Consider the following 12,801-nt stretch of genomic DNA (forward strand, 5'->3'; position numbering starts at 1 on the left):
GTGGCGCAGGCGGTCAAGTGTAGCGCCAGCGTCAAGCCCCGGCGCCTCACGGGTCCGGTACGAAGCGGCCCGGGAAGGGCTCGGGGCGCACCGGGCGCGGCCGTTCGCAGGGGATCACGCATTGCGCGGCGAGGTTGTTCCAGGTGTCGTAGTACAGCGCGACCACTTCGTCCGGCGAGCTGGAGGCGCGTTCGAATTCCGCTTCGGTGACCGAGGAATACTCACGCTCGCCGTGGCCGGTGCCCAGCGGTGCGCTGGCCTTGGCGGCACGCTGCTCCGCGCCGCGCATTGCGGACGGAGCGGCGGCGTCGGCTGCGGCAGGTGCTGCGGGCGAGGCCGCTATCTCGCTCACCATCGGCGGCTCATAGACCGGCTGCGGCTTGCGGCGGAACACCGCCACGCCGATCACGCCGACGTTGTCCGGCCGCCCGGTCTTCGCGGCGTAGCTCTGGCCGATATCGGTGAAGACGAAATCGGCTACCTGGCTGAGGCTCTTGCGCCAGCCCAGCACGTCGGTGCTCGCGCGCGGGTCCAGCACGTAGCCGGCCTGCGACCAGCCGGCGGTCTGGCCGGAGACGGCGTTGACGCCATCCACTGACAGCACCGCGAGCAGGTCCTCGCCGCTGCGGCTGCGCAGCGCGATGCGGTAGCGGTGGCCGGGTTCGCCGGCCACGTAGTAGCGGCCGTGGTGCTGGTAGACGGGCAGGCTGCGCCCGGTGTCGCGGTCGTACACGCTCAGATCCAGCAGGCGGCCTACGGCACTGGCGGGTGCGGCGTGGGCCAGGCCGGCGGCGACGGCCAGCGCGATCAGCAGGGTTTTCATGGGAAGGCTCCGACAGGCATCGCGGCTCGATGCGTGGGATGGAACGCCTTGCCGCGGCCGACGGGGTTGATGGGTCTGCGGTCGATGGATATGGGGTTGATCGATCGCACCCCGGCTCTTTATGGTCCCGCTGACGATTCAAGTAGCGAGTACGCCATGACCCTGCGCATTTCCCGTACCACCCAGCTGTGCATGTCGCTGTCCGGCCGCCCCGGCAATTTCGGTACGCGTTTCCAGAACTACCTGTATGAAGCGCTCGGCCTGGACTACGTCTACAAGGCCTTTACCACGCGCGACCTGCCCGCAGCCATCGGCGGCATCCGCGCGCTGGGCATCCGCGGCTGCGCGGTGTCGATGCCGTTCAAGGAAGCCTGCATTCCGCTGGTCGATGCGATCGATGCCTCGGCCAAGGCGATCGATTCGGTCAACACCATCGTCAACGACGATGGACAGCTGCGCGCGTACAACACCGATTACATCGCGGTGGCGCGCCTGATCGAGCAGCATCGGGTTTCGCCCGATCTCACGCTGGCGCTGCGCGGCAGCGGCGGGATGGCGAAGGCGGTGGCTTGCGCATTGCGCGACAAGGGTTTCAAGCGTGGGCACATCGTGGCGCGCAACGAGGCCACGGGACGGGCGCTGGCGGAGAGTTGCGGTTATGCGTGGGCGCAGGATATGCGCGGTGTCGAGGCGCAGCTGCTGATCAACGTGACGCCGATCGGCATGGAAGGGCCGGAGGTGGATGCGCTGGCGTTCACCGAGGCGGAAGTGGAGCGCGCCAGCGTGGTGTTCGACGTGGTGGCGTTGCCGCCGGAGACGCCGGTGATACGGCTGGCGCGGGCGAAGGGGAAGTTGGTGATCACCGGGGCGGAGGTGATCGTGTTGCAGGCGGTGGAGCAGTTCGTGCTGTACACGGGCGTGCGGCCGGAGGGTCGGCTGATCGCGGAGGCGGCGGCGCACGCGCTGTCGTAGTTCACCTAGTGAATCCTTCTCCCTTCGGGAGAAGGTGGCGGCAGCCGGATGAGGGTTCGGGCGAAGTGGTGCGCCTCGCTCCGGTCGCACCCTCACCCCAGCCCCTCTCCCGGAGGGAGAGGGGCTTACGGTTGAGGCGACCCTCCGCTCACGGCTTCGCCCGGCCCCTCACCCCAGCCCTCTCCCCGGAGGGGAGAGGGGGTCAGTCGGTCGCTTCGTCGTCATCTTCCGTTTCTGCTTCGACGCTCGGCGCCTCCCCCAGCAACTGCTGCACCTGCTCCCCCGGCAGCGTCTCCACGTGCCGCAGCTTCCGCTCGATCGCCCGCGTGCGCACACCCGCCTGATCGATCACATTGCTCGCTTCCGTAAGCTTCTTGCGGGTCTTCTCCAACACGCCGGCGAACTTGCCGAACTCCGTCTTCACCGCTGCCAGCAGCTGCCACACCTCGCTGCTGCGCTTCTCGATCGCCAGCGTGCGAAAGCCCATCTGCAGGCTGTTGAGCAGGGCGGTGAGGGTGGTGGGGCCGGCCAGGGTGATGCGGTAGTCGCGCTGCAGCAGGTCGGACAGGCCGGGGCGGCGGATCACTTCCGCGTACAGGCCTTCGGTGGGCAGGAACAGGATGGCGAAGTCGGTGCTGTGCGGCGGCGCCACGTACTTGCCGTGGATGCGCCTGGCTTCTTCGCGCACGCGCACTTCCAGCGCGCGGCCTGCGGCGAGCGCGGCGTCGGCATCGGCCGCCTCTTGTGCGTCGAGCAGGCGCTGGTAGTCCTCCACCGGGAATTTCGCGTCGATCGGCAGCCACACCGGCTGCTCGTCCTGGCCGCCGGGCAGGCGGATGGCGTACTCCACGCGCTCGGCGGAGCCGGGCACAGTGGCGATATTGGCGGCGTACTGCTCGGGAATCAGGATCTGCTCCAGCAGCGCGCCGAGCTGCACTTCGCCGAAGGTGCCGCGCGTTTTCACGTTGGTCAGCACGCGCTTGAGATCGCCCACGCCGGTGGCCAGGCTCTGCATCTCGCCCAGGCCGCGCTGCACCGCTTCCAGCCGCTCGGAGACCAGCTGGAAGGACTGGCCCAGGCGCGTCTCCAGCGTGTTCTGCAGTTTCTCGTCGACGGTGGCGCGCATCTGTTCGAGCTTGGCGGCGTTGTCGTCCTGGATCGCCTTGAGCTTGCTCTCCAGGGTGGCGCGCACTTCGCCCAGGCGCTTTTCGTTGTCGGCGGTGAGCGCGGCCAGGCGCTGCTGCTGCTGTTCGCCGAAGCGGTTGAGCGCGAGGGTGAGCTCCTGGCGGCTGTGGCGCGCGTCCTCGGCCAAGCGCTGGGCCAGCGCCTGCAGGCCGGCGTCGGTGCGTTCGGTCAGCACGTTCAGGCGCTGGCCGAAGCCGTCGATGCGCTCGGCCTGGTGCTGGCTCATGCCGCCGAGCTGCTCGCCCATGTGCACGCGGAAGCGGTCGAAGCCCTGCTGCAGTTCCTCGCGGCCGGAGCGCTGCTCCTCGCGCAGGCTGCGCTGCAGGCGCTCGCCATCGTCTTTCAGCGCATCCAGCCGCGCGTGCAGGCCCAGGCCGCCGCCGTCGCGCGAACGCAGCAGCACGGCCAGCAAGGCCAGCGCGGCCAGGACGAGCAGGATCAGGATAAGCAGCAGGACTTCGGTAAGCGACATGGCGGTTCCATACGGCAAGGCGCCAAGTGTACGCGCCCGCGTCTCATCCGCCGGGACCGCTCAGTGCGGTACCGGCGTGAGCTGCCAGTAATCGGCCGGGAAATGCAGCCGCAGCACGGCCAGTTCGTCCGAGGCGGCCGGCGGCGCGTAGGGCGTCGAGGTGCAGCCGTTGGCGATCTGGCGCGCGGCGGCGAGGCGCATGCGGCCGAACATGCCGCGGCCGGACTGCAGGTTGGCGACCAGCTCCTTGCCGTTGCTCTCCACGTCTTCCTGGCCGACCGAGATGCTGAAGCCGTCCGCCGAGATGCCGTCCGTATAGCCGGCGGGAGCCGGTACGCCGGGCGGGCGCATGCTGATGCTCATCTGCTTGCCGCAGCTGCCGACGCTCACCACCTGGATCGAGGTCAGCAGCGCGCGCGCCAGCGAGTCTTCGACGGTGAGCAGGTCGCCGCCCTGGCCGGCCGGTACGTCGATGCGCAGCATGTAGGCGTAGATGCCGTGGTGGAACAGATACGTACGCGAGTCGATTTCGCCGTCCCCCGCCTTCAAGCGCAGCGACATGATGCGTCCCGGCCACGCGCTGCCGTCGGGCCGGCGCAGCACAAAGTCGGCGGCGTCGTTCCACTGCGTGACGATGTACTGGCCTTTCGCCTCGGCGACCTCGACGTCGCCGCGGAACTTCGCCTCCATCGAGGCGACGCTGGCGCTGCCGCCGATGGGGTAGATCATCATGTCGGTGCTGAGCGCGGGCGATGCCGAGTCGCTGAAGGTCAAGGCCACGCCGCCGGCGAACTGGCCTTCGTCGCCGTGGTTCACGCTGCGCGCCAGCGTGTACTCCGCCGCGTACTTCGGCACGATGATGTAGGTGTCTTCTATCGGAACGCGCGGCTTGGCGCCAGGATTGCCCTGGGCATGGACGGCGCACAACGGCAGACAAGCGAGCGCGAAGCTGGCGGCGATCCTGCGCATACGGTCGATTCCTCTTCGATCCTTTTGTGTCCGTTGGCTGACGGGCCTTACCAGACCCGGCAGAACACCGCTTTCAGATAACGCCCTTCCGGCACGTCGCTGCGTACCGGATGGTCCGGGCCGGCGCCGCGCGCTTCCAGCACCTGGATCTCGCGGCCGGCGTTGAGCGCCACGCGGCGCAGCATTTCCAGGAAATCCGCCTCGCTCACCAGCCCTGTGCACGAGCAGGTCAGCAGCAGGCCGCCCGGCGGGATCACGTCCAGCGCGAGGCGGTTCATGGCGAAGTATTTCTTCAGCGCATCCACCACGCGGTTGCGGTCGCGGGTGAGCTTGGCCGGGTCCAGCACCACGGCGTCGTACTGCTCGCCGCGCGCGACGGCCGCGCGCAGCCAGTCGAAGATGTCGGCCTGTTCGAACTTCGCGTCCACGCCGTTGGCCGCCGCATTGGCGCGCGCCACCTCCAGGATGCCCGCGTCCATGTCCACGCCGGTGGCCTCGCTGGCGCCGCCGGCCAATGCATGCACCGCGAAGCCGCCGGCGTTGCAGCACAGGTCCAGCATGCGGCGGCCGCGCGCCAGCTCGGCGAAACGGGCGCGGTTGTCGCGCTGGTCGGCGAAGAAGCCGGTCTTGTGGCCCAGGCCCGGCGCGGCATGGAAGCGCAGGCCGTGCTCGTGCACTTCCACCGGCGCGGGCGCCTCGGCGGCGCGGCAGTCGAAGGATTCCTGCTTCTGCACGTGGCTTTCGGCGAACCAGTACAAGCGTGCGCCGGGAAAGTGCTGCAGCAGCGCGGCGTGGATCGCCTCGCGGAATTTCCACATGCCGGCGGCGAAGTATTCGATCACCAGGATGTCGGCGTAGCGATCCACGATCAGGCCGGAGAGCCCGTCGCCTTCGCTGTGCACCACGCGCCAGGCGTCGGTGGCCTGGTCCAGCGCCAGCCAGTCGCGGCGCAGCTGCACGGCGCGGGCGATGCGCGCGGCGATCCAGCCGGCATCGATGGCTTCGTCCGCGTCGGCGGTGAGCAGGCGCAGCGCGATGCGCGCATGGCCGTTCCAGAACGCGCGGCCGACGAAGCGGTCCTTGGCGTCCAGCACCTCCACCACGCTGCCGGGCGGCAGCCGCTCGGCGGGCTTGTGCACCTGCGCGGACCACACCCAGGGGTGGCCGGGCGTGCGGTCGGACTTCAGGCGGATGACGGGCAGGGAGGGGGAAGCGGGGCTGTTCATCGGAGAATGATAACGGAGCGGGGAACGGGGATCGGGGAATGGGGAACAAAGGCGCCGCGCGCTCCCGGCTTTTCCCGTTCCCCGTTCCCCGTTCCCCGTTCCCTGATCAGCGCAACCGCAGCGCCAGCCAGGACAGCAGGGCCAGCAGGTTGATGCCCAGCCGCGACACGGCCGGCCCGGCCACCGCCAGCACGAAGCCCTGCGAACCGATATGCCAGTCCAGGCCCAGGTGCGGCGAGGACTGCAGGGTGGCGTAGATATTCACGAAGGCGCCGCAGTGCAGGCCGTAGCTGAGCACCGGCATGGCGATCAGCGGCAGCTGCAGCAGCTGGGCGATGCGCGAGAAGGTCACGCCGCGCTCGGTATTGCCCAGCAGCTCGAAGCCCGCCACCAGCACGAAGCCGTACAGCGCCAGCCCGATCACCGCCACGATCGAATCGTGCGTGCTGCCCAGCGGCAGCAGGCGGCGCAGCATGGTCACCAGGCCGTAGAAGCCGCCGGCGACTTCGAGGATGCCGATCAGGCGGAAAAGAAAGCTGCGCACGCGAGGGTTCCGTCGGCCAAAGAGCCGCAAGCTTAGCCGGACGGAACGGCAGTGCGTAGGTTGGGGTGAGCGCCAGCGAACCCCAACATGGGCGTCGCTAAGGTGCGGGTGTGTGTTGGGGTTCGCTGGCGCTCACCCCAACCTACGCCATCAGTACGCCGCGCGGTTCATCCACGATCGCATGCGGCACGAAGCGCGCCCCGTCCTGCGTCACCGGCGAGCGGTCCTCGCGGATGCCCATGCCGCAGGCGCGGTCGGCCACCACCCAGCTGCCGATCAGCGGAAAGGCGCCGCCCAGGTCCGGCAGCGGATGCCAGGCCTGGCGGATGCACGGCCCTGTGTAGGGGCCGCCGGTTTCCACGCGGCGCCCGTCCGGCAGGTGCATGGCGACGTTGGCGCCTTCGCGCGAATGCAGCGGCTTGCGCACCCAGCCGGGCTGCAGCGCGGCGCCGTCGTCGAAGGCGGCGGGCAGCAGGTTGGGGTGGCCGCGGTGCTTTTCCCACAGCAGGGGCAGGATGCCCTTGTTGCTGAGCACCGCCTTCCATGGCGGCTCGATCAGCTGCAGGCGCGAGCCGGGCAGATGGCGGCCGAACTCCTCGCGGAACAGATCCTCCAGCGGATACAGCTTGAACAGCGCGCCGATCGCGCGGTTGTCCAGGTCGGTGAAGCGCCCGTCCGCGCTGATGCCGATGTCTTCGATGGCGATCTCGCCGCTGTCGATGCCGGCCTGCAGCGCGCAGTCGCGCAGGTAGCCGACGGTGCCTTGATCCTCCGCCGACTCACGCAAGGCGGCGAACAGGAACGGCCGCGCGATGTCGCGCGCGATCGCGCCGAAGGCTTCGATCAGGGCTTCCTGGATGGAATTGAACTGGTCCGCGCCAGCGGGCAGGCCGTTGCGCGCGAGCTGGTTTTCCAGCCATTCCCACTGGAAGAACGCGGCCTCGAACAGCGAGGTCGGCGTGTCGTAGTTGAACTCGTACAGCTTGGCCGGGCCGCGGCCGTCGTAGGCGAAGTCCATGCGGCCGTAGAGATGCGGCTGGCGTTCGCGCCAGCTGCGCGCGATCCAGTCCCAGTACGGCTCGGGGATCGCCAGCCGGCGCAGCTGCTGCTCGCTGGCGACGATGCCGTCGACCAGGTCCAGCGCCATGGCGTGCAGTTCTTCGGTCGGCGCTTCGATGTCGTCTTCGATCTGGCGCAGCGAGAAGGCGTAGTAGGCCGACTCGTCCCAGTACGGCTCGCCGTCGATGGTGTGGAAGACGAAGCCGCAGTCCTCGGCGCGAGCGCGCCAGTCCGGCCGCTCGCGGATGGCGATGCGGCGCATCAGCTGCCGGCCCGGCCGCGGAAGGAGGAACCGAAGCCGCCGCGGCTGACGGTGACGGCGCGGTCGGGCGTGGCGCTCACCGGCACCATCGCGCGCGAACCGCCGCTGTAGGCGCTGTAGCCGCCCGCGCCGCCGCCTGGGGTGGTGCGGCGGTCGTTCGGATCCGGCTGCTGCCACTGGCCGGCGCTGTTGCGGAAGGCAGGCCCGCCGGTGAAGCCCGGGGTGACGCTGCCGTTGCGCAGCATCTGCGAGACGAAGAAGCCGGCCATCATCGGCCCGAAGAAGGAATGGCCGCCGCTGTCGCGGCGTTCCTCGCAGCGGTCCCAGTCGTAGGTGGCCGCGCATTCCTGGCGGTTGGCGAAGCGTGGGCCGTTCTCGGCGGCGTCGGCCTTGGCCTTGGCGAAGGCCTGTTCGCAGGTGGCGCGGTCGCTGGTCTGCGCCACGCAGGCGTCCACCGAGGTGTACAGGCCCTCGCGGGTGGCCTCGTCGTCGCCGCAGGCGGTGAGGCAGAGCGGCACGCTGCTCATCAGCAGCAGGGCGGCGGTCCTTGAGCGTTTCATCCCGGCTTTCCCTTGGCGTCGGTCGCGGTAGCGAAGCGGCAAGCATGCCCGCGCCGGGGTGCGGAAGGAAGTTCCGCCCGGCAAGTTCTTTCGAGGGCGGGCGACATGGGGCGGTCACAATGCGACGGCGTTCATGACAGGGCGAAGTCCAGTCCCGACCTAGGGTTAGCCCCAGTAGGCGGCTCCCGGTGCGGGGTTCTCCAATAGCGGCTCCCCCGTTTTCTTCGTAAAGGCTTACGACCATGGCGATCCCGCGCGATCTCGGCATCCCCGCCTACACCCCGCCGCCGCCCCCGCCGCCGCCGCCGGAGAAGTACCGGGTGGAGCACGGCGACACGCTCGACGGCATCGCCAGGAAGTTCGGCACCAGCGTGGAAGCGCTGCAGCAGGCCAATCCGGCCGTTGCCGGCGGCCGCATCATGCCCGGCGACGTGCTGAAGATGCCTCCGGCGAACGCGCCGGCCGTGGCGGGCGTGCCGACGCCGGCGCCCACCCCGCAGCAGCAGGTGAACCGCGCGCTCAACAACTACAACGAGGCGGTGGCCGACAACCGCAGCGCGGACCTGCCCGGCCTGCAGGACAAGCTCGACCAGGCCGTCAACGACGAAGTGCAGGCGCGCCTGAAGGAGCCGGTGAACGACGGCCTCACCCCGCAGCAGCGCAAGCAATTGGGCGAACAGCCGCCGAGCCTGGCCGAGCGCGAAAAAGCCGCGCGTACCGACATCCTCGGCCGCTACCAGGGCGATGCCGCGATCCAGCACGCGGTGGACAAGCAGGAGGCCGACAGCCTGGTCGCCGCCAACGACCGCGCCGGCTACACCTCGCCGAAGGACAAGCTGTTGGCGCTGGACACCTCGCTGAAGAACGCCAGCTCCGACCAGGTGCGCAAGCTGGCCGAAGCGAACCCCGGCTTCGCCAGGACCGTGCAGGACGCTGCCAACTGGGCCGCCCAGCCATACAAGGAAGAGCAGCTCACCAACAGCAACCAGATCGAGCCTAAGGCCAGGCAGGCCGACGAATCCGCCGGCCGCTACGCCGAGCTGATGGCGGGCTTGAGTTCGCCCGCCGCGCGCGCCTCCATCGCCGCGCAGGGGCGCACGCAGATGGAGCAGCTCACGCATTTCGCGTTTCTGTACGACAACGAGCAGCGCCACTCCGGCAACATCCTCACCAGCCTGTCCACCGTGGTGGGCACGCTGCGGCGGAGCGATCCGGCCGCGGCGCAATCGCTGGCGGACGATCTCGCCGGCCAGCTGCCCGACCCGCGCATCGTCGCCGGCGGCATGCATACGCAGTCGATGCTTACCTCGATGGCGGCGCAGTCGGACGATCCGACCCTGGCGCTGAGCTTCGTCGACAAGGTCAGCCACGGCGGCTACGAGCGCATCACTGGCCCCTGGGTGGAGCAGACCAAGGCCGAACTGTTCAAGACGGTGGAGAACACGCATTACCGCGTGGACGGCGCGATCGACTCGTACGTCAAGCTCACCGGCGAGTTGAACAGCCTGATCGCCAAGGAAGGCAAGTCGATGACGGCCGACCAGCTGAAGGCGGCGATCGACAAGTACAAGCAGATGAAGGGCCCGGACTGGGAGAAGCAGGTGGCCGAGGCGCAGCAGCTGATCGCCGACGACGGCAAGCTGCTGCTCTCGCAGCAGACCGCGCTGGCGCAGTGGGCGGCCAATCATCCGGGCGACCAGAAGGCGGTGAACGACACCATCGGCAAGCTGCTCGGCAGCGACAACAACGCCGCCGCCATGCGCCTGGCCGTGCAGAACGACCCGACTATCCTCAAGGGCGAACCGGGCCAGGCCCTGCTCAACCAGTGGGCGCAGTACGGCAAGGTCGCCGACCAGGCCGGCCGCAAGCTGACCCAGGAGCTGGGCACCAACTACGTCAAGGGCCGCCTGGACGACCTGCGCGAGCAGCTGTCCAGGAGCAATGACGTGGCGACGCGCACCAAGGTGATCCAGCAGCTCGACGACCTGGGCAACAACAAGTCGCTGGCGGTGGTGCTGGGCCTGGATGGCGACAAGGTCGGCAGCCTGAAAGAAGCCACCGACGTGCTGAAGGGCAATCTTTCCGACTTCGATGCGCTGGCCAAGGATGCCAAGACGCCGGATGCGCTGAACGAGTCGTTGAAGTCGGGCCTCAAGGACACCGACGGCAAGCTCGGCAAGATCAAGGGCTTCGACAACGGCACGGCGGTCAGCACGCTGTTCCGCGCCTTCAGCGTCGGCGCCGCGGGCCTGAGCCTGGCCAATGCCTTCGACAAGGTCGGTACCGGCAAGACCGGCACCGAGGAACTGCGCAACGACATGTCCGCGCTGATCGGCGCCGCCGGCTTCAGCCAGAAGACCGCGGGCCTGGTGACCAGCGTGGGCTGGGCGCCGAAGGAAAGCCTGTGGGGCACGGTGGGCCAGCGCTCGGTGGATCACTGGGTGAACATCTTGTCCGGCGGCATCGACATCTGGAAATCGGTCGACGCCTTCGGCAAGGGCGACGGCACCGAGGGCGCGCTGTACGCCACCACCGGCGTGGGTTCGATCATGTGGGCCGCGGGCAATGCCGCGGTCGGCGGCGAGGGCATGCTCGGCGCGGCGCTGGCCGGCGGGGCGGGCTGGGGCAGCTGGGCCGGCCCGATCGGCATCGGCCTGGTCGCGCTGGGCACGGTGGGCCTGATCGCCTACCAGAGCAAGAAGGACAACGATGCCGCCGTGCCGGGCCGCGAGGCCTTCCTGCAGGGCCTGGGCTACAACCAGAGCGCCGCGCAGGCGCTGGGCGCCTGGCACAGCAAGGACGACCAGCCGGCCGCCAACATGCTGATGCGTTACGGCGAACTGCACGGCATGAATGCGCAGCAGACCATGGCCTGGTTCAACGGCCTGGGCGCCGACCAACAGAAGACCTTCGCCGGCGCGATGGTGTCCTCGCTCGATACGGTGGGCGGCGACCCGGCCAAGTTCCAGCGCACCGACCGCAACGACGGCAACTGGGACGACCTGGCGAACCACAACGGCCTGGTCGCCGGCAACGTCGATCATGGCCTGTTCGGCAGCGGCCCCGGCGTGCTGATGCGCGGCAGCATCATCGCGGGCAACCCGTTCCCGGTGAACAGCGAGGAGAAGCCGGCCTCGGCGCATCAGCTCGACGTGGTGCTGAAGAACGTGCTGGGTGTCGATCCGCCGCCGTATCACTGAAGCCCGGCGACAGCCGGGCGCCGCTCAGGCGCCCAGGCTGTCCGCCAGTTCGTGCAGGTCGTCGACGTGCTGGTCCCACCAGCGCGCTTCGCCCGCAAACGGGAACGCCGCGGGAAATGCCGGATCGTGCCAGCGCGCGGCGATCCAGCCGGCGTAGTGCAGCTGGCGCATCGCGCGCAGCGCGGGCACCAGGGCCAGTTCGATGCGGTCGAATTCGCGGAACTGCTCGTAGCCGGCGAGCAGTGCTTCCATGCCGGCGTCGTCGCTGGCGAGCATCCACAGATCCTGCACCGCGGGGCCCATGCGCGCATCGTCGAGGTCGACGAAGTGCGGGCCGCCATCGGTCCACAGCACGTTGCCCGGATGGCAGTCGCCGTGCAGGCGCAGCTGGCGCACGGGGCCGACGGCTTCCATGCGCAATGCCACTGCTTCGTCCACGCGCTGCGCGGCGACGCGGTAGCGCGACTGCACATGCGCCGGCAGCAGCGGCGAGGCCAGCACGGCCTGCATCGGCTGTTCGATCAACGTGGCGCGGTCGATGCGGCCGCGCTGCGCGAACGGCGCCCGCGCGCCGATCAGATGCATGCGCGCGATCAGCCGCCCCAGCCATTCGAGCTGGTCGGCCGATTCCAGCGACGGCGCGCGGCCGCCGCGGCGCGGCGTCAGCGCATAGCGGAAGCCGGCGTGATGCAGCAGCGTCCGTCCAGCGATGGTGAGCGGCGCGACCAGCGGCAGTTCCGCCTCAGCCAGTTCCTGCGCGAAGGCGTGCTCTTCGAGGATGGCCGCATCGCTCCAGCGCTGCGGGCGGTAGAACTTCGCGATGACCGGCTGCGCATCGTCGATGCCCACCTGCCACACGCGGTTTTCGTAGCTGTTGAGCGCGAGCAGGCGGCCGTCGGGATAGAGGCCGCAGGCGGCGACGGCATCGAGGACGTGGTCCGGGGTGAGGGTGGCGTAGGGGGCGTCTTGGGACATCCGGCGATTATCGCCGCCAAGCCGTAGGTTGGGGTGAGCCCAAGGCGAACCCCAACCTACGCCGCTATTTGAGGTTGACGACGCGCGACGGAATCACCGCCATCGTGATGCGCGAAATGCACACCAGCTCGCCGGCTTCGGTCTCGATGCGGATCTCCCACACCTGCGTGCTGCGTCCGATATGCACCTTGCGCGCGGTACCCACCACGATGCCGCTGCGCACGCCGCGGATGTGGTTGGCATTGATGTCCAGGCCCACCGCGGCCTCTTGAGCCGGGTCCAGGGTAAGCATCGCCGCCGTGCTGCCCAGGGTCTCGGCCAGTACCACCGAGGCGCCGCCGTGCAGCAGGCCGTAGGGCTGGTGGGTGCGACGGTCCACCGGCATGGTGCCCTGCAGCCAGTCGTCGCCGACCGCGGTGAAGCGGATCCCCAGCGCTTCCATCATGGTATCGGGGCTCCAGCCGTTGAGGCGGTCGAGGCTTGTGTCCTGCTTCCAGATGGCTGTCATGGTTGATACTCCGCGGTGAAGACCGCATTGTCGGTCGACCGCTGTC

Annotated in this window: 11 protein-coding genes; 2 read left to right on the forward strand and 9 right to left on the reverse strand. The window is 69.2% G+C overall.

Annotation, left to right across the window (positions count from 1 at the left end; translation table 11 throughout):
- Positions 1-46 precede the first annotated feature (46 nt).
- A complete protein-coding gene (locus FHW85_RS17680) occupies positions 47-823 on the reverse strand; it encodes a hypothetical protein (protein WP_168649124.1) in 777 nt (258 codons plus the stop codon).
- A 156-nt stretch (positions 824-979) separates the two neighbouring features.
- On the opposite strand from FHW85_RS17680, the gene FHW85_RS17685 reads away from it, so the two are divergent.
- Positions 980-1,795, forward strand: coding sequence for a shikimate 5-dehydrogenase (locus FHW85_RS17685; RefSeq protein WP_168649125.1), 816 nt, complete (start codon positions 980-982; stop codon positions 1,793-1,795).
- Positions 1,796-1,997: 202 nt separating this feature from the next.
- Here FHW85_RS17685 and rmuC read toward each other — a convergent pair whose 3' ends face one another.
- From rmuC to FHW85_RS17715, 6 genes are all read right to left on the reverse strand, one after another.
- A complete protein-coding gene (gene rmuC, locus FHW85_RS17690) occupies positions 1,998-3,452 on the reverse strand; it encodes a DNA recombination protein RmuC (RefSeq protein ID WP_168649126.1) in 1,455 nt (484 codons plus the stop codon).
- A 60-nt stretch (positions 3,453-3,512) separates the two neighbouring features.
- The gene (locus FHW85_RS17695) at positions 3,513-4,421 is read right to left on the reverse strand and encodes a hypothetical protein (protein ID WP_168649127.1); all 909 of its coding nucleotides are present in this window, start codon (positions 4,419-4,421) and stop codon (positions 3,513-3,515) included.
- Between the two features lie 47 nt (positions 4,422-4,468).
- Positions 4,469-5,647: a class I SAM-dependent rRNA methyltransferase gene (locus tag FHW85_RS17700; protein ID WP_168649128.1), complete on the reverse strand. Its 1,179-nt coding sequence runs from the start codon at positions 5,645-5,647 to the stop codon at positions 4,469-4,471.
- Positions 5,648-5,753: 106 nt separating this feature from the next.
- Positions 5,754-6,191, reverse strand: a complete 438-nt coding sequence (locus FHW85_RS17705) for a hypothetical protein (RefSeq protein ID WP_167255182.1) — start codon at positions 6,189-6,191, stop codon at positions 5,754-5,756.
- Between the two features lie 142 nt (positions 6,192-6,333).
- A complete protein-coding gene (locus FHW85_RS17710; protein ID WP_168649129.1) occupies positions 6,334-7,512 on the reverse strand; it encodes a glutathionylspermidine synthase family protein in 1,179 nt (392 codons plus the stop codon).
- Positions 7,512-8,072: a DUF1190 domain-containing protein gene (locus FHW85_RS17715; RefSeq protein ID WP_168649130.1), complete on the reverse strand. Its 561-nt coding sequence runs from the start codon at positions 8,070-8,072 to the stop codon at positions 7,512-7,514. Before FHW85_RS17715 ends, FHW85_RS17710 begins: the two co-directional genes overlap by 1 nt.
- Before the next feature lie 242 nt (positions 8,073-8,314).
- Here FHW85_RS17715 and FHW85_RS17720 point away from each other — a divergent pair, with 242 nt between their 5' ends.
- Positions 8,315-11,272: a LysM peptidoglycan-binding domain-containing protein gene (locus FHW85_RS17720; RefSeq protein WP_168649131.1), complete on the forward strand. Its 2,958-nt coding sequence runs from the start codon at positions 8,315-8,317 to the stop codon at positions 11,270-11,272.
- 24 nt (positions 11,273-11,296) lie between these two features.
- Here the strand turns inward: FHW85_RS17720 and FHW85_RS17725 are convergent, their stop codons facing one another.
- Together FHW85_RS17725 and FHW85_RS17730 are read right to left on the reverse strand one after the other, a co-directional pair.
- A complete protein-coding gene (locus FHW85_RS17725; protein WP_168649132.1) occupies positions 11,297-12,247 on the reverse strand; it encodes a serine/threonine protein kinase in 951 nt (316 codons plus the stop codon).
- Positions 12,248-12,311: 64 nt separating this feature from the next.
- Positions 12,312-12,755, reverse strand: coding sequence for a hotdog fold thioesterase (locus FHW85_RS17730; RefSeq protein WP_168649133.1), 444 nt, complete (start codon positions 12,753-12,755; stop codon positions 12,312-12,314).
- Positions 12,756-12,801 lie beyond the last annotated feature (46 nt).

It is taken from the genome of Dyella sp. SG609 (assembly GCF_012275375.1).
GTDB classification, from domain to species: domain Bacteria; phylum Pseudomonadota; class Gammaproteobacteria; order Xanthomonadales; family Rhodanobacteraceae; genus Dyella_D; species Dyella_D marensis.